The sequence below is a fragment of the Roseovarius sp. genome (assembly GCF_048262375.1).
GTDB lineage: Bacteria > Pseudomonadota > Alphaproteobacteria > Rhodobacterales > Rhodobacteraceae > Roseovarius.
Genome location: NZ_JBLXFE010000019.1, coordinates 13,649 through 40,480, shown reverse-complemented (window position 1 = coordinate 40,480; position 26,832 = coordinate 13,649). Strand labels below are relative to the sequence as shown.

The 26,832-nt window shown below is 60.6% G+C and carries 24 protein-coding genes; 5 read left to right on the top strand and 19 right to left on the bottom strand.

Features of this window, described 5'->3' with window-relative positions:
• Nucleotides 1-51 precede the first annotated feature (51 nt).
• Nucleotides 52-1,155 (bottom strand): chorismate synthase, encoded by a 1,104-nt coding sequence (gene aroC / locus ACN0SW_RS16445; RefSeq protein ID WP_417729015.1) that lies wholly within the window; start codon nucleotides 1,153-1,155, stop codon nucleotides 52-54.
• A 263-nt stretch (nucleotides 1,156-1,418) separates the two neighbouring features.
• On the opposite strand from aroC, the gene ACN0SW_RS16440 reads away from it, so the two are divergent.
• Nucleotides 1,419-3,062, top strand: a complete 1,644-nt coding sequence (locus tag ACN0SW_RS16440; protein ID WP_417729014.1) for an ABC transporter substrate-binding protein — start codon at nucleotides 1,419-1,421, stop codon at nucleotides 3,060-3,062.
• A 50-nt stretch (nucleotides 3,063-3,112) separates the two neighbouring features.
• Here the strand turns inward: ACN0SW_RS16440 and ACN0SW_RS16435 are convergent, their stop codons facing one another.
• Both ACN0SW_RS16435 and ACN0SW_RS16430 read right to left on the bottom strand, forming a co-directional pair.
• Nucleotides 3,113-3,652 carry an NADPH-dependent FMN reductase gene (locus ACN0SW_RS16435; protein ID WP_417729013.1) on the bottom strand — a complete coding sequence of 180 codons (540 nt, stop codon included), beginning with the start codon at nucleotides 3,650-3,652 and terminating at the stop codon, nucleotides 3,113-3,115.
• Nucleotides 3,653-3,832: 180 nt separating this feature from the next.
• The gene (locus ACN0SW_RS16430) at nucleotides 3,833-4,738 is read right to left on the bottom strand and encodes a LysR family transcriptional regulator (protein WP_417729012.1); all 906 of its coding nucleotides are present in this window, start codon (nucleotides 4,736-4,738) and stop codon (nucleotides 3,833-3,835) included.
• Nucleotides 4,739-4,931: 193 nt separating this feature from the next.
• On the opposite strand from ACN0SW_RS16430, the gene ACN0SW_RS16425 reads away from it, so the two are divergent.
• On the top strand, nucleotides 4,932-5,375 hold the full coding sequence (locus tag ACN0SW_RS16425; RefSeq protein ID WP_417729011.1) for a DUF4399 domain-containing protein: 444 nt from the start codon (nucleotides 4,932-4,934) through the stop codon (nucleotides 5,373-5,375).
• Between the two features lie 6 nt (nucleotides 5,376-5,381).
• Here the strand turns inward: ACN0SW_RS16425 and ACN0SW_RS16420 are convergent, their stop codons facing one another.
• The 4 genes from ACN0SW_RS16420 to ACN0SW_RS16405 all read right to left on the bottom strand — a co-directional run bounded on the left by ACN0SW_RS16420 (nucleotide 5,382) and on the right by ACN0SW_RS16405 (nucleotide 11,117).
• Nucleotides 5,382-7,409: an FAD-dependent oxidoreductase gene (locus tag ACN0SW_RS16420; RefSeq protein WP_417729010.1), complete on the bottom strand. Its 2,028-nt coding sequence runs from the start codon at nucleotides 7,407-7,409 to the stop codon at nucleotides 5,382-5,384.
• Between the two features lie 103 nt (nucleotides 7,410-7,512).
• Nucleotides 7,513-8,661, bottom strand: coding sequence for an alpha-D-ribose 1-methylphosphonate 5-triphosphate diphosphatase (locus tag ACN0SW_RS16415; protein ID WP_417729009.1), 1,149 nt, complete (start codon nucleotides 8,659-8,661; stop codon nucleotides 7,513-7,515).
• The gene (locus ACN0SW_RS16410; RefSeq protein ID WP_417729008.1) at nucleotides 8,658-9,392 is read right to left on the bottom strand and encodes an esterase/lipase family protein; all 735 of its coding nucleotides are present in this window, start codon (nucleotides 9,390-9,392) and stop codon (nucleotides 8,658-8,660) included. The genes ACN0SW_RS16415 and ACN0SW_RS16410 overlap by 4 nt, the downstream gene beginning before the upstream one ends.
• A 39-nt stretch (nucleotides 9,393-9,431) precedes the next feature.
• The gene (locus ACN0SW_RS16405) at nucleotides 9,432-11,117 is read right to left on the bottom strand and encodes a thiamine pyrophosphate-dependent enzyme (RefSeq protein ID WP_417729007.1); all 1,686 of its coding nucleotides are present in this window, start codon (nucleotides 11,115-11,117) and stop codon (nucleotides 9,432-9,434) included.
• Between the two features lie 125 nt (nucleotides 11,118-11,242).
• Between ACN0SW_RS16405 and ACN0SW_RS16400 the strand changes: the two genes are divergently transcribed.
• Nucleotides 11,243-11,686 carry an NUDIX domain-containing protein gene (locus ACN0SW_RS16400; protein WP_417729006.1) on the top strand — a complete coding sequence of 148 codons (444 nt, stop codon included), beginning with the start codon at nucleotides 11,243-11,245 and terminating at the stop codon, nucleotides 11,684-11,686.
• Here the strand turns inward: ACN0SW_RS16400 and ACN0SW_RS16395 are convergent.
• Nucleotides 11,683-12,531 carry a DMT family transporter gene (locus ACN0SW_RS16395; RefSeq protein ID WP_417729005.1) on the bottom strand — a complete coding sequence of 283 codons (849 nt, stop codon included), beginning with the start codon at nucleotides 12,529-12,531 and terminating at the stop codon, nucleotides 11,683-11,685. The genes ACN0SW_RS16400 and ACN0SW_RS16395 overlap by 4 nt on opposite strands.
• A 359-nt stretch (nucleotides 12,532-12,890) precedes the next feature.
• Between ACN0SW_RS16395 and ACN0SW_RS16390 the strand changes: the two genes are divergently transcribed.
• Nucleotides 12,891-13,280, top strand: a complete 390-nt coding sequence (locus ACN0SW_RS16390) for a hypothetical protein (protein WP_417729004.1) — start codon at nucleotides 12,891-12,893, stop codon at nucleotides 13,278-13,280.
• A gap of 124 nt (nucleotides 13,281-13,404) precedes the next feature.
• Here ACN0SW_RS16390 and groL read toward each other — a convergent pair whose 3' ends face one another.
• Nucleotides 13,405-15,051 carry a chaperonin GroEL gene (gene groL, locus ACN0SW_RS16385; protein ID WP_417729003.1) on the bottom strand — a complete coding sequence of 549 codons (1,647 nt, stop codon included), beginning with the start codon at nucleotides 15,049-15,051 and terminating at the stop codon, nucleotides 13,405-13,407.
• Between the two features lie 56 nt (nucleotides 15,052-15,107).
• On the bottom strand, nucleotides 15,108-15,395 hold the full coding sequence (gene groES, locus ACN0SW_RS16380) for a co-chaperone GroES (RefSeq protein WP_037246573.1): 288 nt from the start codon (nucleotides 15,393-15,395) through the stop codon (nucleotides 15,108-15,110).
• A gap of 258 nt (nucleotides 15,396-15,653) precedes the next feature.
• Between groES and ACN0SW_RS16375 the strand changes: the two genes are divergently transcribed.
• Nucleotides 15,654-16,574, top strand: coding sequence for a manganese-dependent inorganic pyrophosphatase (locus tag ACN0SW_RS16375; RefSeq protein WP_417729002.1), 921 nt, complete (start codon nucleotides 15,654-15,656; stop codon nucleotides 16,572-16,574).
• 84 nt (nucleotides 16,575-16,658) lie between these two features.
• Here ACN0SW_RS16375 and ACN0SW_RS16370 read toward each other — a convergent pair whose 3' ends face one another.
• The 9 genes from ACN0SW_RS16370 to ACN0SW_RS16330 form a co-directional block, all read right to left on the bottom strand.
• Nucleotides 16,659-18,869 (bottom strand): PAS-domain containing protein, encoded by a 2,211-nt coding sequence (locus ACN0SW_RS16370; protein WP_417729001.1) that lies wholly within the window; start codon nucleotides 18,867-18,869, stop codon nucleotides 16,659-16,661.
• A 3-nt stretch (nucleotides 18,870-18,872) separates the two neighbouring features.
• Nucleotides 18,873-20,042, bottom strand: coding sequence for an FIST N-terminal domain-containing protein (locus ACN0SW_RS16365; protein WP_417729000.1), 1,170 nt, complete (start codon nucleotides 20,040-20,042; stop codon nucleotides 18,873-18,875).
• Between the two features lie 46 nt (nucleotides 20,043-20,088).
• Nucleotides 20,089-20,811: a response regulator gene (locus ACN0SW_RS16360; protein ID WP_417728999.1), complete on the bottom strand. Its 723-nt coding sequence runs from the start codon at nucleotides 20,809-20,811 to the stop codon at nucleotides 20,089-20,091.
• A gap of 58 nt (nucleotides 20,812-20,869) precedes the next feature.
• Nucleotides 20,870-21,661: an ABC transporter permease gene (locus tag ACN0SW_RS16355; RefSeq protein ID WP_417728998.1), complete on the bottom strand. Its 792-nt coding sequence runs from the start codon at nucleotides 21,659-21,661 to the stop codon at nucleotides 20,870-20,872.
• Entirely contained in the window at nucleotides 21,658-22,377 is a 720-nt protein-coding gene (locus ACN0SW_RS16350; protein WP_417728997.1) for an ABC transporter ATP-binding protein, read from the bottom strand. Before ACN0SW_RS16350 ends, ACN0SW_RS16355 begins: the two co-directional genes overlap by 4 nt.
• 48 nt (nucleotides 22,378-22,425) lie before the next feature.
• Nucleotides 22,426-22,866 (bottom strand): hypothetical protein, encoded by a 441-nt coding sequence (locus ACN0SW_RS16345; RefSeq protein WP_417728996.1) that lies wholly within the window; start codon nucleotides 22,864-22,866, stop codon nucleotides 22,426-22,428.
• A 24-nt stretch (nucleotides 22,867-22,890) separates the two neighbouring features.
• Nucleotides 22,891-23,856 carry a PQQ-dependent catabolism-associated beta-propeller protein gene (locus ACN0SW_RS16340; RefSeq protein ID WP_417728995.1) on the bottom strand — a complete coding sequence of 322 codons (966 nt, stop codon included), beginning with the start codon at nucleotides 23,854-23,856 and terminating at the stop codon, nucleotides 22,891-22,893.
• Nucleotides 23,857-23,870: 14 nt separating this feature from the next.
• The gene (locus tag ACN0SW_RS16335; protein ID WP_417728994.1) at nucleotides 23,871-25,052 is read right to left on the bottom strand and encodes an ABC transporter substrate-binding protein; all 1,182 of its coding nucleotides are present in this window, start codon (nucleotides 25,050-25,052) and stop codon (nucleotides 23,871-23,873) included.
• A 254-nt stretch (nucleotides 25,053-25,306) separates the two neighbouring features.
• Nucleotides 25,307-26,824 (bottom strand): malonate--CoA ligase, encoded by a 1,518-nt coding sequence (locus ACN0SW_RS16330; protein WP_417728993.1) that lies wholly within the window; start codon nucleotides 26,822-26,824, stop codon nucleotides 25,307-25,309.
• Nucleotides 26,825-26,832: the final 8 nt, after the last annotated feature.

Genomic DNA, 26,832 nt, shown 5'->3' with positions numbered 1-26,832 from the left:
ACCCGGAATTTTCAAAAAATTCCGCATCGTTTTCTTTTCAAGAAAACGATGTCAGCCGATGCGCCCGCGCGGGCCCTCGCCCACCTGACCGCGATGCAAGAGCAGGTGATCGAGGATCACGCAGGCCATCATCGCCTCGGCCACGGGAACGGCGCGAATGCCGACGCAGGGATCATGCCGCCCCTTGGTGACCACCTCAATCGGGGTGCCATCCATACGAATCGAACGGCGCGGGCTCAGGATCGACGAGGTTGGCTTGACCGCAAAGCGTACAACCACCTCTTGCCCCGTCGAGATACCGCCAAGGATACCGCCCGCGTGGTTTGACCCGTATTCCGGCCCGTTCTCACCCATGAAAATCTCATCGGCATTCTCGGTTCCAGTCAGGCGCGCGGCGGCCATGCCTTCACCGATCTCGACGCCCTTGACCGCGTTGATCGACATCATCGCGGCGGCCAGATCAGTATCCAGCTTGCCATAGATCGGCGCGCCAAGCCCGGCAGGCACGCCGCGCGCGACCACCTCAACCACAGCACCGACCGAGTTATGTGCCTTGCGCAGCTTTTGCAGATAGGTCTCCCATTCGGGGGCCGCGGCGGCATCGGGAATCCAGAAATCGTTACCGTCAATCGCGTCCCAGTCAAAGCGGGCGCGGTCGATTTCCATCTCGCCCATCGAAACCATATAGCCCTTGATCTCAAGCCCTGGCACGAGCGATGCCAGAGCGGCACGCGCCACGCCGCCAGCGGCAACGCGCGCGGCGGTTTCACGCGCCGAACTGCGCCCGCCACCGCGCGGATCACGCAGCCCGTATTTGAGGTGATAGGTGATATCGGCGTGACCGGGGCGGAATGTCTGGGCGATATCGCCGTAATCCTTGGACCGCTGATCGGTGTTCTCGATCATCAACTGGATCGGCGTACCGGTGCTCTGGCCTTCATAGACGCCCGACAAAATGCGCACGGCATCAGGTTCGTTGCGTTGTGTCATGTTCTTGTTCTGACCGGGACGGCGCTTGTCCAGCCAATGCTGCAACATCGCCTCATCCAGAGCGATCCCCGGCGGGCAACCATCCACAGTGGCCCCAAGGGCAGGTCCATGGCTCTCGCCCCATGTGGTGAAACGAAACAGATGACCAAAAGTATTGAGGCTCATGCTTAGGGCTCCTTTGTGGCTCATCTAGCCCCGGCTTGCCCGCGCCTCAAGCCATTTTGGCGGGCTTTTGTCGCAAACAGGCGATCTATGGGATCGAATCGCGATAGTCTCTTGCACGGGATGAGCTGGCGAGGCGACATTACCTGAATGACACCGACACGTTCAGAAAACTCTGGCGCAGGCTGATGACCCTGCTAACACTACCGACAAGACTGTCCAAAAACGACAGCCGCAAAGACAACAAAATCAACAGGGAGACGAATATGACCAATGATACCCCGCACAACAGCGTGCGCCCGGTCGTCCGTAAAATGGCCGAGGATACGCGCGCCGGCAAGATGAGCCGTCGCGAGTTCGTGGCGCTCGCCTCGACCTTTGGCGCCTCTGCGGCCACCGCCTATGGCCTTTTGGGTCTCGCCGTACCCACCCCCGCCCATGCGGAAGAGGGTAAGAAAGGCGGCGTACTGCGCGTGGCCAGCCGCGTGATGGATATCACCGACCCGCGCAAATATTCTTGGACCGAGCCGGGCAACCTTGCCCGCCAGTTCTGCGAACCGATGGTCCGCTGGGCTTCGGATTTCACCTTTCAGCCGATGCTGCTCGAGAGTTGGGAGGTCAGCGACGACGCCAAGACCTACACGCTCAAAGTACGTCAGAATGCGGTCTGGAACAACGGGGACGCCTTTACGGCCGATGATATCATCCACAATCTCAACCGCTGGTGCGACAAGGCGGTCGAAGGCAATTCCATGGCCTCGCGCATGGGGACATTGATCGATCCCGAGACCAACAAGGCGATTGACGGCGCCATCGAGCGTGTCGATGATTTCACTGTTCGCCTGAACCTGCCGCGCCCTGATATCACCATCATCGCAGGCATGTCGGACTATCCCGCGCTCTGTGTGCACCCCAGCTTTGGCGAGGATGGTGATCTGGCCAAGGCCCCGATCGGCACCGGCCCGTTCGAGCTTGTCTCGATCGAGATCGGCGTCGCGGCAGAATATAAGCGCCGCGAAAATGGCAAGTGGTGGGGCGGTGATGTCTATCTCGACGGCATCCGCTTTATCGACTTTGGCGAGGACAACGCCTCGATCGTGGCGGCATTCGATGGCGACGAGATCGACATCAACGACGAATCGACCGCCGATTTCATCGAATCCTACGATGCCCTTGGCCTGATCAAACAGTCCAAGCCGACCGCCAACACCATCGTTGCGCGCATGCGGGCAGACACCGCGCCCTATGACAGCAAGGAATTGCGCAACGCGATTCAATTGGCCTGTGACAATGCCGTGCTGCTGGCCATTTCGATCAATGGCGAGGGCATGCCTGCCGAGAATCACCATGTGGCCCCGTTCCATCCGGAATATGCCGAACTGCCTGCCATCGCGGCCGATCCCGCCAAGGCGATCGAAATGGCCCGCGCCGCCGGTCATGGCGATACCGAAATCGACATCATCTCGATCGATGGCGACTGGCGCACGACCACCACTGACGCCATCGGCGCGCAGTTGCGTCAGGCGGGCTTCAACGTCAAACGGACGGTGATCCCCGGCTCCAGCTTCTGGAACGACTGGACCAAATATCCGTTCTCGACAACCAACTGGGGCCCGCGCCCCTTGGGCGTGCAGGTGTTGGCATTGGCATATAGATCAGGTGAGGCATGGAACGAGTCGGGTCACTCGAACCCCGAGTTCGACGCCCTGCTCGACGAAGCGCTCGGTATTTTCGACGCAGATAAGCGCCGTGAATATTCGGCCAAGCTGCAAGCCATGCTGCAAGACAGCGGTGCCGTGATTCAGCCCTTCTGGCGCAATCAGGCCCTGCACCACACCGACAAGGTCAAAGGCGTGCAGGCGCATCAGTTCCGTGAAATGCACTATGAAAAGGCTTGGCTTGACGCCTGATTGCGTTGAGCACCAAGGATCGGGCCGCCCTCACGGGCGGCCCTTTTTATTTAGGCGACCTGGGCGCGCAGCGCTTCCATGCGCTCTACCAACAGCTTGCGCGACATCTCATCCTTGAGCTTGCCTTCCTCGTCAAACGCATTCATCGCTCCGGCAATCAGCACTGCCGTGCCCGGCACCAGCCGAGCCTGCAACTGGGTCAGACATGACAGCGTCATGAATTGCGCCGTCTCACCCCCGGTGCGCCCCGCAGATGCGGACACCACGACAACGGGTTTGTCCATGAACGCGGCACCCGGCACCCGACTGATCCAATCAAGACCATTCTTGAGCACCCCGGTGATGCCCTTGTTGTATTCCGGAGCGCCAATCACCACGGCATCGGCATCCTTGATCTGCTGGGCAAGGTGTTTCACCGCCTCTGGCACCCCGTTGGCCTCTTCCAGATCGCCATCATAGAGCGGGAGCGCAAGATCGCCCTCGCTCACCTCTGCCGGGCCAAATGCGGTTGCGGCCTCGGCCAGCAGCATGCGATTGTACGATCCTTTGCGCAGCGATCCTGAAATCAGCAAAAGCTTTGGGTTTGCCATTTGTAATCCTCTCGTGGGTTGAACACTTTCAGCGCTCTAACTGGTACGAGGTCGGGGACTTGGCAACACTGATTGCCCGCACACTCCCTGTGCGCCTTTCAAGACCCCATAAAAAAACCCGGCGCAGAGGTTCATCCGCAGCCGGGAAGGCACCCGCTATCAGGGGTGAGGAGGAGATCGTTACCAGTCCACCGGCCCCTTATCGGCAAATTCATGGACCAGAAAATCTATAAAGGCACGCACCTTTGGTTGGGTGAACCGGCCCGGCGGGTAAACGGCATAGATGCCCTGCAACTCAAGCGGCAATTCGGGCATTGCGTCTTCAACCAGACCCTCTGCCATGGCGCGTGCATAGAGGAACGACGGTAGATAGGCGATTCCCAATCCCGAAATCGCGGCATTGAGCAGGGATTGGCCATCGTTCACACTGAGCCCACCCGCCGTGCGCACCTGCCGCTTTTCCCCTGAGGGCGCTGTCAGTTTCCACACTGCGCCCCCGGCCTGACTGGAGTAATGCAACAGCTTGTGCTCGTTGAGATCGTCGATCTTTTGCGGTCGCCCATATTTTTCAAAGTAACTCGGGCTGGCGATCATCCGCTTGGTGGTCTCGGTCAGCTTGCGGGCGCGCAGGGTGCTGTCCTCCAACTCGCCAATACGCACTGCCATGTCAAACCCTTCAGAGATCAGCTCTACATAGCGGTTGTTCAGCACCATATTCACAGTGATATCAGGGAATTCATCCAGAAACGTACCCAAAACCGGGCTCAGATGATTGACCCCGAAATCGGTGGCAACAGAGATGCGCAAGAGGCCAGAAGGGTCCGATTGCATGGAACTCACCAACGCGTCCGCTTCGCCCGCGTCGTTCAGCACCCTCAGCGCCCGATCGTAATAGGCCAGGCCGATCTCGGTCGGGCTCACCCGTCGCGTCGTGCGATTGAGCAGCCTTGCCCCCAAACGCGCCTCCAAAGAAGAGACGTGTTTGGACACGGCGGATTTTGAAATGCCCATCTTGCGGGCTGCGTCTGTAAATCCACCCTGATCCACCACTGTGGCAAAGGCTTCCATCTCGGTCAGGCGATCCATACTCGTACCTCTGAGTTGCGTCTTGACGGTCTTTGTGGCGGGAAAATCAGGCACAACTGGGGCATTCGCCAGACAATATCTGGATTTCTTCGGTATCGTTCGGCGTCTGGAAACACGGAAACACCCAAGCGTGATTGTTTACGGGCTGAGTCTGCACACAATTCATGATACCATGCTCTTGGGATGAGCGACCATGACACGTATCATCGCACTGACTGCTGCGGCCTTTATATCCCTCACAACGCCTGCCCTATCCGGGGACACCCCCGCACCTGTGGGTGCAGGGGTTTACTTTGTTGATCTTGAGGATGGCGCCACCGTCACCTCGCCTGTTACGATCATTTTTGGCCTCAGAGGCATGGGCGTGGCCCCTGCCGGCATCGAAAAGAAAGCAACCGGCCATCACCATGTACTCATTGATCGCCCGCCCTTGGGCGAGGGACCGGATGGCACGCAAGAAATAAATACCAGCCTGCCCGCCGATGAGCATCACCGCCATTTTGGCGGTGGTCAGACGCAAGTGACGATGGATCTGGCGCCAGGAATACACACGATGCAACTGGTCATGGGCGATATGAATCATATGCCGCATAACCCGCCTGTCACCTCAGGGGTGATCACGATCACCGTTGAGTAAATGCCCTCAGAGCGTCGCCGCCAGCCGCGTTCCCTGATCAATTGCGCGTTTTGCGTCCAGTTCGGCGGCCAGATCCGCACCGCCGATCACATGGGCTGTGATCCCTCGTGCCGCCAGCGAATCGGCCAAGCTACGCTCGCTCAACTGCCCGGCACAGAGCACCACCGTATCGGCCTCGATCAACGTCGGGCGCTCGCGCGCGGCCCCAAAGCTCACATGCAGGCCGTCTGCGTCAATCCGTTCGTAATTTACCCCACCGATCATCTTCACGCCCTTCATCCTGAGGGCGGCGCGATGAATCCAGCCTGTCGTCTTGCCCAACCGCTTGCCGGGGGCTTCGGCCTTGCGCTGCAAGAGCGTGACTGCGCGCGCGGGGGGCTCTGGCTGCGGACCCTGTGGTGACAGACCACCACGCACCTCTGCCGGATCGCTCACACCCCATTCCGTCCGCCAGAGCGCGATATCTTCGGTCGGACTGATCCCCTCATGCACGAGAAATTCTGAGACATCAAAGCCGATGCCGCCCGCGCCCACGACCGCCACACGCTTGCCCACTTGCGCACGGCCACGCAGCACGTCGATGTAATTCACCACATTGGGGCCATCCTGCCCGGGAATACCCGGATCACGCGGAACAACACCCGTAGCAATGATAACCGCGTCGAACCCCTCCAGAGCATCGGCAGTCACATCCTGTCCCAACCGCAAATCGACACCGGACTTGGCCACCATGACGCCAAACCAGTCCACCAGCCCGCGAAACTCCTCTTTGCCGGGGATGACCTTGGCCATGTTCAATTGCCCACCAAGCTCTGCTGCGCGGTCAAACAGCGTCACCTCATGGCCACGCCCCGCCGCCGTTATCGCCGCCGACAGGCCCGCTGGCCCGGCCCCCACCACGGCAATCCGCCTGGAGGCCTCAGCAGGCGCGATCACCAGTTCAGTTTCATGACAGGCGCGCGGATTGACCAGACACGATGTCAGCTTGCCGCTAAAGGTATGATCCAGACAGGCCTGATTGCAGGCAATGCAGGGGGCAATCGTAGCACCCTGCCCCGCCGCGGCCTTGTTGACGAAATCGGGGTCAGCCAGAAAAGGTCGCGCCATCGAAACCATATCCGCAGCCCCCCCGGACAACACCGCCTCGCCCACCTCGGGGGTATTGATCCGGTTCGAGGTGATAACGGGAATGCCCACCTTGCCCATCAGCTTTTTCGTAACCCAGGCAAAACCCGCGCGCGGTACGCTTGTGGCAATCGTCGGAATGCGGGCCTCATGCCAGCCGATCCCCGTATTCAGGATTGAAGCACCGGCACGTTCGATTTCTTGTGCGAGTTGCACCACCTCTGCGTGGCTGCTGCCATTGGGCACCAGATCAATCATGCTCAGCCGGTAAATGATGATGAAATCATGGCCCACCGCCTCGCGCGTGCGGCGCACCACCTCAATCGGCAGACGCATGCGGTTTTCATAGCTGCCACCCCAACGATCCTCGCGCTTGTTGGTATGGGTGACAAGGAACTGATTGAGGAAATAACCCTCAGACCCCATGATCTCGACCCCGTCATACCCTGCCTCACGGGCGCGAACGGCGGCGGTGACGATATCGGTGATCTGCTTTTCGATCCCCTCTTCATCCAGCTCCTTTGGCGTAAAGGGCGAAATCGGTGATTTGATTGCCGAGGCGCTGACACAGTCCTTGCCATAGGCATAGCGTCCTGCATGCAGGATCTGCATGGCGATGAGGCCGCCTGCCTCATGCACCCGGTCCGTCACCACCCGGTGATTGGTTATGTCCTCAGGGGTAAAAAGCCCCGCCGCCCCTGGAAAGACCCCGCCTTCGCGATTGGGGGCCATACCACCCGTGACCATGAGAGCCACACCACCGCGCGCCCGTGCCGCATAGAATTCCGCCACCCGGTTCCAGTCGCGTGTCTCTTCCAAACCGGTGTGCATGGACCCCATAAGCACGCGGTTTTTCAGCGTCACATGCCCCAGATCAAGCGGGCTTAGAAGATGCGGATAATCAGACATGGCGGGCCTCCCTTGGCTGCCTCGCACCATGGCTTGAGCCTGCGATCTTGTCACCCCGAAACGCTGCGTTACGCGGTAGCGGTCCCCTGTGTGCCCCGATCGCCTAGCCGACAAACCGCCGCGCGACCTCACCCGCCATATAGCTCACACGCCCGCCCGCCAAAGTGGCCATCACCCGCCGGGTTTCGGGTGCAATCACCACCAGATCAGCGCGCAGACCAGAACGCAACGCGCCCCGATCCGTCAGCCCAAGCATCCGCGCCGGACCTGAGGATATCAGCCCCCACGCGGTCGCAAGATCACAGACCCCACCATCGGCCAAGAGAAATGCCGCGCGCCGCAGCGAGGGATAGTGGTAATCTGACGCCAGTGCATCCACGAGGCCCATCGCCACCAGTTCAACCGCGCTCACATTTCCCTTGTGCGAGCCTCCACGCACCAGATTGGGCGCCCCCATGATGACGGTATCGCCGCCTGCGCGCGCCTCTTCGGCGGCCTCAAGGGTCTCGGGGAATTCGGCAATCGTCATACCGCGCGCCCGCGCCACGCGCCGCGCCGCGATGGTTGCATCGTCATGGCTCCCCAACCGCACGCCCTGCGCATGCAGGGCTGCGCTCAGCCGCTCCAACGCCAGGCCCACCGCATCCATCCGCGCATGCAGGCCCTGAATATACTCCAGATGCTTCTCCGGATTGCGCCCGATCCGAAGCGCCTGGCCGGTCAAACCCTGCGGTCGTTTGCCCGCAGCCAGTGCTGCATGCGGCAGATGATCGTTAAACACCACGTATCCAATGCCATGCCGCGCGACCATCTCTTGCACCGCGTCATACTCTTCAAGCAAGGATATCTCAAAGCGCAGCTGCGCATGCAAATCCGTCCCGACATGCCCCCGAACCTGTCGCATGGCGTCGAATACGCGCTCGGCAAACTCGGCCCCACGCATTCCACCTTCCCAACTGTAGAACTGCGCCAGAACAGCGGTGGTGATTCCATTCGCGGCCAATTCCGCCTCTGCGGCGATCATGCCCTGATCCAGATCCTTCATCGCCCCGCGCCGCGGGGCCAGATGCCGCTCAAACCCGTCGCCATGTGCATCGACAATGCCGGGCAGGACCATATAGCCGCTCAGATCAACCTCCCGGCCCAAAGGCGCATCGGTGATCAGCCCATCGCTCAGCGACAGATCCCGCACCTCAAGCCTGCCCGGACCAAGCACCTGCGCCCCGCGCAATGTCACATCAAGCTCGCTCATTCCCTCCGCCGCCCCAACAATACATCACCCAAACTCAGAGCATGGTTAAACCGGCCATGCGCCAGAAACTCTTCTATTTGCGCGATAACCAAAGGGTTGTTCATCAAAAACGTATGCGTCACCGGTAAGGAAATATGATCCGCCATGCCATCAACCCGCGTGGAGGCGACCGAGACTTTGCCGTCGTCCGCCCCCTCGATCAGGCTGGAAAAATAAGGGTTGAGCGACCGCGTGCCCGCAATCACCCCCAGCTCGAAATCCACCGGCGGCAGGTTTTCCGGCACGCCACCCGGGCCGGTTTCCAGCTGCAATCCCGCAGGTCCATTGAGCCAGCGAAACAGCTCAAGCCCGCCCAGTTCATCCACCAATTCGCTGCCGTGATTGGGAGGAGCCAGCATGACGACACGCCCCATCTGCTCAGGGCGGTTATCCTTGAGCCAGAGCCGCAGCAGGATACCGCCCATCGAATGAGTGACAAAATGCACCCGCGTGGCCCCACAAACCCGCACAGCAAAAGGCAGAGTCTCTCGCGCCAACTGCTCAATGTCTTCCTCTGTCGATGGGTAATCGGGGCTGAACACATCATATCCCTGTGCTTCGAGCACCTCTTGCAGGATCACAAAAGACGCCTCCGACCGCGCAAGCCCATGCAAGAGCACCACACAGTCAGCGCGCGCCGCAGTGGTCCAGAGACCCAGCATAAGGGCCGTGATAATCGCCAACCTGTTCATGCCGCCCCCTTAGGCGCAAACGCGCACGCTGAACAGGGTTTACACCTTGTCCCGCATCCGGAGCCCGGCCGCGCGCATCTCGCTCAGGGTCACACGCGGGGTCAGCGCCTCTGGTGAAATCACGAGATCGAGCACTGCACCGGTCTGTGACGCGCAGGCGCGCTCGAACGCAGCCGCGAAATCCTCGGTGCGTTCCACACGCTCGCCGTGGAACCCATACGCCCGCGCAAGGGCGGCAAAATCCGGATTGACCATAGTCGTGCCTGACACGCGCTCTGGATAGTTGCGCTCCTGATGGGCACGGATTGTGCCATAGATCCCGTTGTTCAAAAGCAGAATGATCGGCTGCGCACCGGCCTGCGCCGCCGCCGCCAGTTCCTGACAGGTCATTTGGAAATCACCATCGCCCGCAAAACAGACGACACGCCGGTCAGGATACACCACCTTGGCAGCAATCGCCGCCGGAATGCCATAGCCCATAGCGCCCGATTGTGGCGCCAGCAGGCGCATGCCCGCCCCGTATTTCAGGAAACGCCCCGACCAGATGGCGAAATTTCCCGCCCCGTTTGTGATGATCGCATCCTCTGGCAGAACAGAGCGTAAATAGGTTACCACCTTGCCCATATCGACCGGCGACGGCAGATCCGGCAGATCAAACCCCGTCTCATAGCCTGCACGCCCCTCGATCCGCCACGCCCCCCAATCGCCCTGCACCGGCCCAGCCGCGTTGAGCGCCAGAGCAAAGGCATTGGGCCCCGCCTGAATGCCCAGTTCCGGCTGATAGACCTTGCCCAGTTCCAGGTCAGAGCCATGGACATGAATGAGGCGCTGCGCTGGCTGCGGCAGATCAAACACCGTGTAACCATCGGTGGAATTCTCGCCAAATCGGTTGTTGATCGCCAGAATCACATCCGCCTCGGTCAACAGCCGGCGCACATTGGGCACCATACCCACCCCTGCCTCACCGCAAAAAACCGGGGAATGATTGTCGAACCGATCCTGATAGCGAAACACTGACACAACCGGTATATCAGAGCCTTCGGCAAAGTGCTGCAAGGCCGCGCGCCCGGCCTCTGACCAATTGCATCCGCCATAGACAATGAGGGGGCGCTTGGCGCTTGCCAGCACGTCGCGCAGCTGCGCCACAGCCTGTGCAGCAGGCTCGGGCTCCGGGTAGGTTCCCGGACCCGTAAGCGGGGCAACCTCGGTCACATCGGTCAGCATGTCCTCGGGCAGGGCCACCACCACCGGGCCGGGGCGACCAGTGACGGCGGTTTTCCACGCCCGCGCCACGATTTCAGGGATGCGCGCCACCTGATCAATCTCGACCGCCCATTTCACCATGGTTCCGAACACCGCCCGGTAATCCAGCTCCTGAAAGGCTTCGCGCCCTTTCATGTCGGTGCCGACCTGCCCCACGAAAAGGATCATCGGCGCGCTGTCTTGCATCGCAGTATGCGCCCCGATCGAGGCATTGGTCGCCCCCGGTCCCCGCGTGACCCAACAAATGCCGGGGCGTGCCGTCAGCTTACCATAGGCCGCAGCCATAAAGGCGGCACCGCCCTCTTGCCGACAGAGTGTGAAATCGAGCCGCCCGGCCGTGTCATGCAACGCATCGAGAACCGCCAGATAGCTCTCTCCCGGCACACCAAAACTGTGCCGCGCCCCGAGTGCAAGCAGGCACTCCACCAGCAATTGGCCCCCATTTCGCGCATTGGTTCTCATGTCCGGCTCCTATCCCGTGGTTGCGCGCAAGCTGGCCCAAGGCGGGGGCCAAACACAACCCCTTTTCACCCTGACACGCACCGCTTAGGCTCATCCGCGTCATTCCCTTGCACGCAGGTTCCCGCATGCCGCCTCCCCGCCTCGCCGCCCGCGCCGTGATCGTGGTTCAGGATCGCCTGTTGCTGGTCAACGCCTATGCCGATGCCGCCAGCACGCTTTGGTGCGCGCCGGGCGGCGGGGTCGAGACAGGATCGTCCCTGCCCGACAATCTGATCCGAGAAGTGCATGAGGAAACCGGCCTGACCATCCGCGTCGGACCGCCTTGCCTGATCAATGAATTCCATGCCCCCGGCACCGGGTTTCATCAGGTCGAGGTGTTCTTTCGCTGCACGCTCATCACTGGCACCCTGTCTGATGACTGGCAGGATCCAGAGCGGATCGTCACCCGTCGCCAGTGGGTGACCCAGGCCGAAATGGAAAGCCTCCGTTTCAAACCAGACAGCCTTGTTCACGTCGCGTTTCGGCGCGGAATGGGTTATGATCCGCTGGAGGAAATTGTTGGCCCCTAGCGCCGGCCCCGGATCACCGAGACAGCAACCCCACCAAGGACCAGCGCACTCGCCAACACGAACTCCGCGCTCAGCGCTTCGCCAAGGATCACCATCCCGCCGGCCATGGCGATCACCGGCACGGTGAGTTGCGCCACAGCCGCAACAGACGCCGCCAGTCGGGGCAAAATGCTGTACCAGAGCGCATACCCCAACCCGGATGTCACCGCGCCGGACAACACCGCAAGGATCACGCCCTCTGCGCCAAGCTGCACGCCTGCAGCGCCTCTCGGCATCAGCCACCCCACAAACAGCCCCACAGGCGCCGCCCACACGAAATTCGCCGCCGTGGCCATCAGCGCCTCTCCGGCTCTGCGCCCATTCAGTGAATAGACACCCCAGCCCACACCAGCAGCCGCCATCAACAGACCATGGATCACGCTGACCTGCGGCCCCGCACCGGGCCATAACAGCCATGCCAGGCCGCCAAAGGCCAACCCCGCCCCAATCCAGCGCCGCGCGGGCATTGCCTCACGCGCGATCAGCCCACCTGCAAACATGGTGATCTGTACCACGCCAAACAGGATCAGCGCCCCCAACCCCGTGTCAAGCGCTTGGTAGGCCATGGAAAATCCGTAGAGATAAACCAAGAGTGACAGCGCCCCGACCACACGGCCCGGCCCAAAGAGCTGAAGCCGCCCGCGCAACACCAGACACAAAATGGCCAGCATCACCGCCCCGGACATCAGGCGAATAACACCAAAGCTGACCGCATCTATGCTGCCCCCCGCCAAGGCCATCCGGTTCAACACCGAATTGGCGGCAAAAGCGATCATTGTGAGAACAGTCAGGAATAAAAGGCGCATAGCCTTTGCTACCCTCTCCTGCATCGGGGGTACAGTCAGACTATCGTGAACTTGCAGTTTTCAGCGTTCTTCAAATACTCAAATCCAAACGCCAACACCAGGCGCGGCCTCAAAGGGATTGGACCGCCCTCGGGCTCTCTGGCTGCTTCAGTGGTAATGAGTGGGATTGTTGTTGCAAACTTCAAAGCTGTGGATAGCGTGATCATCGGCTGAATCGACACGGCCTGCGATACAGGCGTGGGACTTGGAGGCGAAACTCTGGCTATGACCGGATGGGTTACATGGGGTCTCGGGACGATGAGCTTGGCAAACCGGGTGGTTGCGATCCATGATCAACGAATGGCCTGTGAGGTGACAAAATGAGGACGGCGAAACCCGGGCTAACAGTCGCCGTTGCATGCTGCTTTCTCGCCGCGCTCTCTCCGGCACTGGCCCAGACTCAGAGTTTTGACACCTATCTAAAATCCATGACCTCCGCCGAAATTACATTCAGCGGCAGGCTCGAATATGACAGCAGCGATCTGAGCGATAACCCGTTTATATTTTACAATGCTGACCAAGAGCCATTCCCCGCCACCATAGAGGCGGGACGAGAAACGCGGGAGCGCGTGAAGCGCGACTGCAGGGTTTTGGGCGTCAATATCAATATCAAGAATCTGTGCGAGGTCGAGGGTATTGGATACATAGAAATTCGTGGAAGTGGCATTCTTCTGAATATTCGCAAGGTTATCAAACTCCAAAAGCCCTGACCTTCCCAAAGCCCGGACCTCAGGCGCGTCTGCTGCCGATCCTTCCGGATTGCGACAAGGGCCCAAAACGAAAAGGGGCCGCCCAAAGGCGACCCCCGTCCAATAGCATAACGCTACGGGTGGCTTACATCATGCCGCCCATGCCGCCCATGCCGCCCATGTCGGGCATGCCGCCGCCAGCGTTCTCTTTCTGGGGCTTGTCGGCCACCATCGCTTCGGTGGTGATCAGCAGGCCAGCGATCGAGGACGCATCCTCAAGCGCGGTGCGGACAACCTTGGCCGGGTCGATGACGCCAAACTTGAACATGTCGCCATATTCGTCGGTCTGGGCGTTGTAACCGAACTTGGGGTCTTCGCTCTCACGGATCTTGCCCGCAACGACAGAGCCGTCAACACCGGCATTCTCGGCGATCTGGCGCAGCGGTGCTTCGAGCGCACGACGCACGATAGTGATACCGGCGTTCTGGTCGCTGTTTGCGCCTTCGAGGCCCGCAAGCTTCTTGGCCGCCTGCACCAGAGCGACGCCACCGCCAACCACGATGCCTTCTTGCACGGCAGCGCGGGTTGCGTTCAGCGCGTCATCGACGCGATCCTTGCGCTCTTTCACTTCGACTTCGGTCATGCCGCCAACGCGGATGACAGCAACGCCACCGGCCAGCTTGGCCACGCGCTCTTGCAGCTTCTCGCGGTCGTAATCCGAGGTGGTGTCCTCGATCTGCTGACGGATCTGGCTGACCCGTGCCTCGATCTCGGCCTTTTCGCCAGCGCCGTCAACGATGGTGGTCGCATCTTTGGTGATCGACACCTTCTTGGCAGAACCAAGCATGTCCATGCCGACGTTCTCAAGCTTCATGCCCAGATCTTCAGAGATCACCTGACCACCGGTCAGAATGGCGATATCCTGCAGCATTGCCTTGCGACGGTCGCCAAAGCCGGGGGCCTTGACGGCTGCAATCTTGAGGCCACCGCGCAGCTTGTTCACAACGAGAGTTGCGAGGGCTTCGCCTTCGACATCCTCAGCAATGATCAGCAAGGGCTTCTGCGACTGGATCACCTGCTCGAGCAGCGGCACCATCGGCTGGAGGCTCGACAGTTTCTTTTCGTGCAGCAGAATGATGCAGTCATCGAGATCTGCAATCATCTTGTCGCTGTTGGTCACGAAATAGGGGCTGAGATAGCCACGGTCGAACTGCATACCTTCGACCACATCGGTCTCGGTCTCGAGGCCTTTGTTCTCTTCGACGGTGATGACACCCTCGTTGCCGACTTTCTGCATTGCATCGGCGATCTGACGGCCGATTTCGGCCTCGCCATTGGCAGAGATCGTGCCGACCTGCGCCACTTCGGCGCTGTCGTTCACCGGGCGCGATGCCGCCTTGATGGACTCGACAACCTTGCTGGTTGCCAGGTCGATACCACGCTTGAGGTCCATCGGATTCATGCCGGCGGCAACCGCCTTCATGCCTTCCTTGACGATGGCCTGAGCCAGAACCGTCGCGGTGGTGGTGCCGTCACCGGCTTCGTCGTTGGTGCGGGAAGCAACTTCCTTCACCATCTGCGCGCCCATGTTCTCGAACTTGTCGTCCAGTTCGATTTCCTTGGCAACCGATACACCGTCCTTGGTGATGCGCGGTGCGCCAAAGGATTTGTCCAGAACCACATTGCGGCCCTTGGGTCCCAGTGTCACCTTGACCGCGTCGGCCAGGATGTTCACGCCCTTGAGCATGCGATTGCGGGCGTCTGTGCTAAAGCGTACGTCTTTTGCAGCCATTATAAGGTGCTCCCGTGTTTTGAGTTCCGGTCAGATCAGTGTGAGGGGGAATACCCTTACGCGATCACGCCCAGAATGTCGCTTTCCTTCATGATCAACAGCTCTTCGCCATCAACCGTGACTTCCGTGCCCGACCATTTGCCGAACAGAATGGTATCGCCAGCCTTAACGGCCATTGCGATCAGTTCTCCATTGTCCTTGCGGGCGCCATCGCCGCAGGAAACAACTTCGCCTTGGCTCGGCTTTTCCTTGGCGCTGTCGGGGATAATCAGCCCGCCTGCGGTTTTCTCTTCGCTTTCAACGCGGCGGACAAGCACGCGGTCGTGCAGCGGTTTAAATGCCATCTCTGAGGCTCCTTGGCTCAAAGTTACTCCCTAGTGATCTCTCATTGGAGATCGTTAGCACTCACGGGGTTAGAGTGATAACGACGCATAGCTAGGCAGTGAGCGCAGATGAGTCAACCGGTTTGATACGGAAAAATTTGGCTTTCCAACAGAGAACCTATCAGGAATTTATGCCGCAGTGCAGCATCGACCGGGTGACAAAGCCCGTAGCCCCGCCTATAAGGCGCGCAAACCCGTCTTAATCACAGGATTAACCCCATGACCACGCTTGTTTTCGGCCACAAATCCCCCGACACTGATTCCACCGGATCGCCCGTCCTCTGGGCTTGGTATCTCAACCAAGTGAAGGGCACCAAGGCCGAAGCGGTCCTGCTGGGCGAGCCGAACACCGAGGCGGCCTTTCTGCTGCGCAAATGGGATCTGCCCAAACCGCGCATCATTTCGGATGTCGAAACGGACCAGCCCTGCGTAATCGTCGACACCAACAACCCCGCCGAATTGCCCGCCAATGTGAACAACGCCGACATTCAGGCTATCATCGACCATCACAAGCTGGTTGGCGGCCTGGAAACCAAGGGTCCGATCGACATCACCGTGCGCCCGCTGGCCTGTACCGCGACCATCATGCTCGATTTGATGGGCGATGACGCAGCCAAAATGCCCGATTGGGCCAAGGGCACGGCGCTGACCTGCATTCTCAGCGATACGCTCGAATTCCGCTCTCCCACGACCACCCCGCATGACCGCGCGGTGGCCGAGCGTCTGGCCGCTGATCTGGGCATCTCGATCCCTGATTACGCCGCAGAAATGTTCGCGGCAAAATCCGACGTCTCCGCCTTCTCCGATGCCGAATTGCTGCGTATGGATTCCAAAGAATACGAAGTCGCAGGCACCAAATTCCGCGTCAGCGTGCTGGAAACCACGTCGCCCGCCATCGTGCTCGATCGCAAGGCCAGCCTGATGGACAGCATGAAAACCGTCGCCGCCGAGGATGGTGTCGATCAGGTGTTGCTCTTTGTCGTGGATATCCTGAACGAAGAGGCCACCCTGCTCGTCCCCAACGATCTGGTGAAAACGGTTGCCGAAAAGAGCTTTGGCGCGACCGTTTCGGGTGACGCCGTGGTCCTGCCCGGCATCATGAGCCGCAAAAAGCAGATCATCCCCAACCTCAAACTCTGAACACGCATCTCTCTGGATGCAAAAGGGTCGCCACCGGGCGGCCCTTTTCCTTGCCCGAGCCGCGCGCCATCCTGTGCCATCGCCTTAACGCTCTAGCGCCGTCAGAAACGCCTCAAGCTGAGCAGGGTCGATCGGCTTTGGCAACAGCTCAAGCCCAGCCGCGCGGCACTGAACCCGCACATCAGCACTCAAATGCCCGGTGATGATCCGCGTCGGAATCGGACCGTGCCGCGCAATGATCTGCACCACCACCTCTGGACCCCGCGCGTCTTCGTCCAATTCGTAATCCACCAGCATCGCATCCGGGTTCAGCCCCAGATCGGCCAATTGCGACAGCGCTTCGGACAGATTGGCAGCGTCCACAACATCCGCGCCCCATCCGCGCAAGAGCAGGGTCATCGCCTCACGCAGACCAGAATCATTTTCGATCAAAAGCACAATACGCCCGTCCAGCGAGGCGCGTGTCACCCCTCCGGCCTGCGGGATGCCGCGCGCCTCCTGAGCGGGTTTGACAGGGTAAACCCACGGAACCGTCACGCTGAAACAGGCACCACAGCCCAGATCAGACCGCAATTCCAGCGGATGACCCAAAAGCGCACAGGCACGGTCCACAATCGCCAAGCCCAATCCCATGCCCTCGGCGGCGCTGACATGCGCATCCAGACGGTGAAATTCCTGAAAAATCCGGTCCTGATCGGCGGGCGCGATCCCCGGCCCGGTGTCGCGCACCTCGATCCGCAGATTGCGCCCCTGCCGCCGCGCACCCACCAGCACCTTACCAGAGGGGGTATAGCGGATCGCATTGGCGATCAGGTTCTGCAGGATGCGGCGCAGATAACTGGCGTCGCTCTCGACCATGACAGCGCAGGGCACATAGCGCAGTTCCAATCCCTTGAGCGCCGCAACCGGAGCAAATTCATCGAACAGTTGATCCAGAATGCGCGTCAGCGGCACATGGGTCACATCCACCTCGACATGCCCTGATTCCAATCGCGAGATATCAAGCAAGGCGTCAATAATATCCTCAACACTTGTCAACGCGCGCTGCGCCTTGTCCATCAGCGCACGGTGGTCCTCGCTCGCCAACTCTTCGTGGATTGACGCCAGATAGAGCCGCGCCGCCGACAAGGGCTGACGCAGATCATGGCTCGCCGCCGCCACAAACCGGGACTTCGACGCATTGGCCCGTTCGGCCTTGGCCAAAGCATCCTCAAGCTCCAGCGTGCGGTCGCGCACCCGCTGTTCCAGACGCTCATTGGCATGTGCCAGGGCGCGCGCCGCCGCACGCTCGGCTGTCACATCCGAAAAGCTGATGACAAAACCCCGGTCCGGCATCTGCCGGGCAAACACATCCAGTGTCTTGTGCGTGCCAGAGCGCATATAGAACCGCAGTGGCGCGCGCCGGTCCTGCGCGGCCACCCACGCCGCAACATCACGCGCGGTCAACCCACCCTCTATCTTGAAATCACTGCCAATCCGACGAAGGATCACGTCAAACGCGATCCCGACCCGAAACCCAGAGAGCGGAATTGACAGCATGCTGCCTGCGTTCTGATTCCAGCCGCGCAACTGACCGCCACGATCAAAGATGCATACACCCTGATCAATGTGTTCCAGCGTGGCGCGGATCAACTGCGCCTGATCATCCAGCAGCTTGCCGCGCTCGCGCCGCTCCAGCCGGATAATATCGGTGATGTCGGTTTGCAGGATCACGGTTTGGCCGTCGCGGGTGCGGTGCTCACTGACCTGAACCCAGCAATCGCCGGTCAGGTTGAGGTTGAACATCACATGCTTTTCCTGATGCAGTTGCATCCGCCGCGCCGCCCAATCGCTGCGGCTCTGCATGTCGGGCAGTTCCAGAAACCGGCTCTGGCTGGCGTGGCGCACATAATCGGCAAATTCCAGACCGGGGCGCAATTCGGCCACCAGATCGGGCATATACATGCCAAAACGGCTGTTGTTCAGAACCAGCCGCCCATCGGTATCAAAGAGCGCGAAACCTTCCTGAATCGTCTCGATGGCATTGGCGAGATCCGAGCGCGCGCGCTCGGCCTGCCGGATCGCCTGCGCCAATTGCGCATTGGAGTCATTGAGCAGGTCGAGCGCATGTTCCAGATCGCGGGTGCGTTCGCTGATCTGATCCTCCAGAATCACCGCCCGCTCGAAATGCGCATAGGCGGCACCGCCGTCATCTGTCACCTGCTCGACCCGGCGCATCAGCACCTCGATGATCTTGAGAAGTTTACTGTTCTGCCGCTCGGGGGAATCAGACCTGTCGATCAGTGCTTCCGACATGGCCTAGCGCTCGATGGGGGGATAGATTGCCACCCCGGTCATTGTCTGGTTGACATGCAGCCCGTTGATCTGCTCGCCATAGGTGGAAAACCCAACCACCCGATGCGCCGCAAGAATGCGCGAAATCTCTGGCCCGATCTGGCGCTGCTGCACCTCGGTCCGGCGCAGGATGCAATCGCAGGCCAACACCGTCAATGGCTGCGTATCGGTGGCCAGCCCGGCCAGTTCGCGATCCAGATGCGCCGCCATATCCTGCGATTGCGCTAGGGTTAGGACCAATCCCTCGTCAATGGCGGAAAAGAATTGCAGGTCGCCATTGGCCTCAGCGCGCTGAATGGCGCGCACATGATGCTGGCCGCCGATCCGCACCACCACCGGGTTTTCGGCAAAGGTCGAGGGCGTCAATTCGTCGATCCGGCAGCCCAGAATGCGGGCATATTCCTGCGCCGCCACCTCGGCGTTGATCTGATGCACGATGCGGCGCGCCGGGTCTGCATCCGTCACGACCATACGCCGGTCAGTGGGCTGGAAATGATCGAGGCGAAACACACGTACCGGACAATCGGTGCGCATGAGACAGACCACAGCGGCATTGCGCAATGCCACCCCGTCGCAGGAAATCAACGTCTGCGCAAACCGCTCGCCATCCGCCGCCGACCCGCCAAAGAGCGGCATGGGCCCCAGCCCCGCCGCAAGCGCCGCAACCAATTCGTCCTCCTTGAGCGAGAGGCCATCGACTGCCAGAAAGGCAAATTCATTTGGCAGCGCCTCGCCAGCCTGCGTCGCCAGCCATGCCCGCGCCCGCACCGTCTGAGACACGCAGGCCGTACTGTCGAGCTCCGAGAGCGGTGTGACAACCTGCAAGACCGCGTGGAAATGATCGGCAGCAAAACCCACGGCCACGATACTGCCATCGGCATAGCCCGCCATACCGATTTCTCCGGCTGTCGTGCACCCGACACAGCGCGTATCCGCGAAAACCCGGCATGCCTCGGCCATGAGCCCCTCGAAATCCGCCTGGGGCGTAACAAAGAACAGGACCAGCGCCAGCGGCACGTCACCCATGGCACGGCGCAGCGTGCCAATCGCATCCTCCGCGTCATGCGACACCTCGGCCCGCGCGACAATCGACCTGTCGCTCAGCGTGCCCAATTCGGTCAGGCTGCTGTCCATCACTCCTCCCGTGGGGCCCCTCCGCCCCAGCCAGAGCGTAATCCGCTTAATCCGTCTGGCGCAAGACGTTAGAGAAGCTGGCCATTTGGGCGATCAACACCGCCTGTGTGCGTGTCTGCACCCCCAGCTTGCGCATGATAGCCGTGACATGGGTCTTGACCGTGGTCTCGGCAATCGACAACTCATAGGCGATCTGCTTGTTCAGCCGCCCCTCACAAATCAGTTGCAGGATACGCGCCTGCTGCCGCGTCAGATGCGCTAGGCGCTCCACCGCCTCGTCGCGGTCATTGACCGGCTGCTCGGGCGTCTTGGTCAACACAACGCCCTCAGGCAGGAATATCTCGCCCGCCGCAATTGCCTCGAACGCCGCGCGAAATACCGGGCGCTGGCTGTGCTTGGGCACGAACCCGACCGCACCTGCATGAATGACCGAGCACACCATGCGGCTCTCTGACATCGAAGAGACGACCACGATCGGCGTCTCGCCCGCCACCGCCTTGAGCCGTGCCAAACCGTCCAACCCAGTCACATCAGGCAGGTTGAGGTCGAGCACGATAATATCGGGCGGACCATTTTCGGCCACCATCGCCAGCGCCTGATCGAGGCTCTCAGCGGTGTCGATCCGGGCGATCCCCGCTACGGATTTCAGCGTCATCGACAGCGCATCGCAAAACAGCGGATGATCATCGACGATCAACGCCGTGCTGAAACGTCCCGGCCCCGCTGAGGCGGGCCGTGTTCCGGGAATATGCGCCGTTTTCGATGTCATCTGATCACCCTAGCAAAGGCTTAGGCAACGGCCTACTCACACCAAGGTCTGAGAGCGCTCATCCCCGTCGCCGCATCAGGCCCCGCCCCGGATCATAGCCCCAGAGCGCAAGCCCCAGAAAGGCCAGACTGGCCAGCGCGACCCACAGGAGAGCCATACCATTAAACTGCTCATAAAGCGCGAAGCGGATCAACTCGACCGCATGGCTGAACGGGTTGACCGCGCAGATATTCCGCAAGAAACCCGAGCTTTCGGCCATACGCCACAGCGGATAGAGCGCGGTGGACATGAAAAACGTCGGGAAGATCACAAAGTTCATCACCCCCGCGAAATTCTCCATCTGGCTGATAAAGGACGACAGTGCCACGCCCAGTGCCCCCAACATCACCCCGCCAAGGATCAGCGCGGGCAGCACCGTGACATAGCCCATCACCGGCATCTTGATCCCCATCGCGGCCGCAATGGCCAGAAACGCATAGCATTGCAGCACCGACACGACCGTCCCCGCGAGGATCTTGCTGAACAATAACCACCAACGCGGCAGCGGGCTGGTCAAGAGCAACCGCATCGACCCCATTTCCCGATCATATACCAGACTGAGCGAGGATTGCATGCCGTTGAAGAGCAGGATCATCCCGCACAGCCCCGGCACGATATAGGTCTCATAGCTGATATAGGTCTGATAGGGCGGGATGATCGACAGACCGAGCGCCGCGCGAAACCCGGCGGCAAACACCACCAGCCACACCAGAGGTCGCACAAGGGCCGACACAAACCGCGAGCGTTGCCGCGCAAACCGCAGCGCCTCGCGCGTGACAATCGCCGCCAGTGCGATCAAGAGCGGCCTCATGCGGGCGCCCCTGTCAGGCTCAGAAACCGCTCGGTCAGCCCGTCTTGCCCGGCAATCTCGCGCGCCCTCCCATCGGCCAGCACCCGCCCCCGGTGCAGGATCACCAGCCGGTCCTCGGGCCAGACTTCATCGGTCAGATGCGTGGCCCAGAGCGCGGTCAGACCATCGCTGGCGCAGAGGTCATGCACATGGGCAGTAATCGCACGCCGTGCTTCGGTATCAAGGCCCACGGTCGGCTCATCCAGCAGTAAAACAGAGGGTTGATGCACCAGCGCGCGGGCAATTTCGGTGCGCCTGCGGTGCCCACCATTCAGGTCGCGCGCCAATTCATCCGCACGCTCGACCATCGCCATCCGCTCCAGCGCCGCCTCGATCCGCATCTCCGCCGCACGCCCCGCCAAACCGTGCAACGCCGCGAAATAACGCAGGTTGCGCCGCACGCTCAGATCCAGATCGAGCGTCTGTTGTTGAAACACCACCCCGCTCTGCGCCAATGCCTGACGCGGGTTCCGGGCCATGTTATGCCCCATGACCGTGATCTGCCCCTCGCGCGTGGTGAAAAGCCGGGTAAGCAACGCAAAGAGCGTCGATTTTCCCGCGCCATTGGGACCAAGCAGAGCACAGAACGCGCCCTGCCTGACCTCAAAGCTTACAGCATCCAAGGCCCGCTTGGCCCCGTAGGCGAACCCCAACCCCTCGATTTTCAACCCCGTCATACCGCGTTCCCGCCCTGTCCGAGGACCACCATAGACCGGGGCACAGAGTTATTGAATGATGAACTCAAGCCGCTGACTCTCGCCCGTCGTGCCGGGGATCAACAGGTTATAGCGTCCCGGCTTGATCGCGATAAATGAGAATTCCGCCGTGCCCGCATCGTCAAACTCCAGACTGTCGATTGCCATTGGGCGGATCTCGATGTCGTTGATCACGATCTCATCCATCCAGATCGCCCGAAAGAACTCAGGCCCTGTCAGCGCCAATTCGGCACTGCCGTCGGCGGTGATCTCCATCTCGTAATAGGCCCCCGATTGCAGGGTGATCGGCCCCTCGCCCAACGGCTTGCCCGAGGCGAGCGTAACTTTGATCTCGTCCCCCCGATTGCATTTTGCCAATAGCCCGGCAAAGCCCAGATCGTCACAAAGCGGCGCAGCTTGGGCGGGGGCTGTCAACATGGCAAAGGCGGCAGCAGTCAGCATATGTTTCATCACTCTTTCCTCTTCCCCGTTGGATCAATCGGACACGACCACGACGCCCCAAGGCTGTTGCCCCACCTGCACCGATTTCACGACCTCTTCAGCCGCGACATCAATGATCGAAATATCGTTGGAATTGCCGTTGGTGGTGTAGAGATATCTCTCCTCCACATCGAAGGCCAATTGCCAGACGCGCTGTCCCACCAGCAGGTATTTCTCCACCTCGAAACTCTCACCATTGACCAGCGCCACCCGGTTTGACGGCCCCAGTGCCACAAAAATCTTCTTGCCATCCGAGGTCCCGCGCACCCCTACCGGCTGCAACAACTCGGGCGGGATGCCGGGCACCGCAAAGGTGATCTTGTGCTCGATCGCGCCGCCGTCAGGATTGATCACGCTGACCGTGCCACCAATCTCTGCACTGACGAACAGATGCTTGCCATCCGCCGAATACTGGGCAAAACGCGGGCGCTGATCGACCAGCGTATTCTGCACGATCTCAAAGGTCGTCGTGTCGATGAAATGCGCCATATTGGTGGTCTCAGAGGTGTTGACCACATATTTGCCATCGGGCGAAATCCCCATGCCCTCCGGCTCTACCCCCACCGGCACTTCGGCTAGGATCGTATGGGTGTGCACATCCGTCACCGTGACAAGGTTGTCATCCTCATTGGCGATATAAAGCGGGTTGCCCGAGGGGTGCAGCACGAAAAGCTCCGGATCCGGCCCCGAGGGCAGCGTGTGCAATTCCTGATACGTCGCCGTATCAAACACCCGCACCACATTGTCATCCGACGCACAGACATAGAGATGCTTGCCATCCGGGCTCGCAGTAATGCCGCGCGGACGGTTCCCGGCGGCAAATTCGGTGATCACCTCCCATGTCGTGCTGTCGACCACAGTAACGCTGTTGCCGCGTTCATTGCTGATAAACACCTTTCCGGCCAGCGCGGGGCTGGTCATCAGGGCGACAAGGGCCATCGCTAGGGCCAGGCGGTGCATGGGCGTCTCTCCTGTTATGGATCAAAGGCAGTGCAAGCGCTCTCGGGCTGATCAAGACCTAGCGTATCCAAGAGCGAGCGTTGATGCAGAAACCCTTCCTGCGGCGAAACGCTCAGCATGATGCGCCCATCGGCCAACAGGATCGGCTGACGCAACTGGCCATTCCACGCCCGAAAGGTCAGCTTTTGTCCCTTGAACGCCGCGAGCTCGAAATTCTCGCTCAGCGCATAGGCGCGGATCACGGCGGGATCGGCGCTCTTGGTGCGCGTCACCGCCTCGCCCAGCACCCGCAGCGCGAGCCAGGCGGTGTAATCCTCTGGCCGCATATATCGCCCGGTCGATGCCTCGAACCGGTTCTGAAACTGCGTTGCGCCCCAAGCCTCCAGCGCCGGATGCCACGCCAGCGGGCGCAGCCCCGCCGATCCGGTGACGGGCGAGGGCCGCCAAGTGTGAAACGGCAGATAGGTGGCGAACACATCGGTTTCATCGGCGGCGATGATCACGTCAGGCTTATTCATGTCTTGGGTAAAGACCGGCAATTGCCGCTGCACCTGCACATGCCCGGTATCGGTGCGCCGTGCGCCGCCGGTGTCGGTGAATTCCCTTTCAGCCACAATCTTTGCTCCGAACTTGGCCGCAGAGGTGCGGTACGCCTCTGCCAGCGCGATATCTTCGGGATGCGAGCCATGAATGAGCGCCCAGCGCGGCCATTTCTTCCAGATCAGGAACTGCGCCACCGCATCGCTCAGCATCTGTCGCGAGGGGGCGACATGCAGGATATTACCCCGGCAATCCCCACTGCGCAGCGCCGTATCGGGGGCCAGCGTGTTCAAGATCAGCGTACTTGGCACGGCGGCCCCGGCCATCGCCAGCAGTTCCTCGGCCCGCGCCTGCACCACAAAGAACCGCAGCCCTTCGCCCTGCAACCGCTCGAACTCGGCCAGCGCAGTCTCGGGGACGGCGGCCACCTCTTGCGTCACATAGATCTGCCCCATGAACCGGCCCGTGGTCTGATTGTCCTCAGTCGCCAGTTGTGCACCCGCAAATCCCAGATCCTCGGGCCTCAGGTCCAGCCGCGACACCGGCAAGAGCGCCGGGTAATCCACCCGCAGCACGGCGGCCCTGACCTCCTGCGCTTGGGCAGGCTGTGCGAGGGCCATGAGGCCCGCAAGGACAAGCAGGGCTTTGCGGAACATGCGCGGTCTCCGTCAAGGTCTTGGCGGCGGCGGGATCGCCCCATGCGTGTATCCTAGCAAAAGTCACAAGTTTGTAAGGTGCTTTCGCCCAAGCGCACAGCACATTGCGTAAAGTCACGCTAAAATCTTGCTTTTATATCTTAAAATCAATCATATAGCTTCGATCATACTTTGGTCTCATAGATCAAAACCACCCATGAAAAAGGCCCGGCGCCATAGGCGGCCGGGCCATAATCCGTCCGATTCCTTGCCGCTCACGCCGCGGCGAACAACCCTGCATACTCGGCGCGCAGGATGTTCTTTTGCACCTTGCCCATGGTGTTGCGTGGCAACTCCCCGAGCACGATAAGCTTGCGCGGATGCTTAAACCGCGCAAGGCTCTTCGCCGCCGCTCCGGCAATCGCCTCAAGATCGAGAGAGACCCCCTTCTGCGCCACCAGAAAACCTACCACGGTCTCACCGAAATCGGGATGCGGCACACCCACAACGGCGCTTTCCAACACGCCGGGCTGTTCATCCAGCAACAGCTCGATTTCTTTTGGGTAGATGTTATACCCGCCCGAAATGATCAGATCCTTGTTGCGCCCGACGATCTGCACATAGCCTTGATCATCAATCATCCCCAGATCGCCGGTGATAAAGAACCCATCGGCGCGCAGTTCCTCAGCCGTCTTTTCGGGCATGTTCCAATAGCCCGCAAAGACATTGGGCCCGCGCACTTCGATAATACCAATCTCGCCCTGTGGCACCTCAGCGCCGGTCTGCAAATCGGTGATCTTCAACTCCACGCCGGGCAGCGGAAAGCCAACCGTGCCCGCGCGCCGCGCGCCCTCATAGGGGTTCGAGGTGTTCATATTGGTCTCGGTCATGCCGTAGCGTTCCAGAATCCGGTGCCCCGTGCGCTCTTCAAACGCCACATGGGTTTCCGCCAGCAAAGGGGCCGATCCCGAGGTAAAGAGCCGCATATGCGCAACCAGATCACGGGTAAACCGCGGATCGTCCAAAAGCCGGGTGTAGAACGTTGGCACCCCCATCATAGAGGTCGCGCGCGGCAGCAATTCGATGACGCGGTCCTGATCGAACTTGGGCAAAAAGATCATCGACCCGCCCGCCAAGAGAATGATGTTGGTCGCAACAAACAGGCCATGGGTGTGAAAGATCGGCAAGGCGTGCAAGAGCACATCGTCGCGCGTGAACCGCCAATAGTCCACCAGCACCTCTGCATTGGACAGCAAATTTCTCTGCGTCAGCATAGCCCCCTTGGAGCGCCCCGTCGTACCGGACGTATAAAGAAACGCCGCCAGATCATCCTGCCCGCGCGCGGCGGTCTCGAATGTCTCGGGCAGGGCTTTGGCCGCATCGACGAGCGTACCCGTGCCATCGGCGTTCAACGTCATGAGAATGGCCCCGGCCTGATCCGCCACGGCCTGCAACGCCCCCGCCTTGGCCCCGTCACAAAGCAACAGCCGCGCCCCGCTATCGCTTACGAAATAGTTTAGCTCGTCACCTGTATAGCCGGTATTGAGCGGCAAGAACACGATGCCCGCCTGCACGCAGGCCGCATAAACCGCCAGCGCCTCGGGGGATTTCTCGATTTGCGCCGCCAGCCGGTCACCGGGCACCAGACCCGCCGCAGTGAACGCATGCGCATACCGTGCTGTCAGCCGCAGAAACGCATCATAGCCGAGCGCGGAACCATCCGCGAGATGCAGAAACGGCGCGGTTTGCCCGGCATGGCAACCGAACAATGTATCATAGAGGGGATTGGCCATGGCTTTTG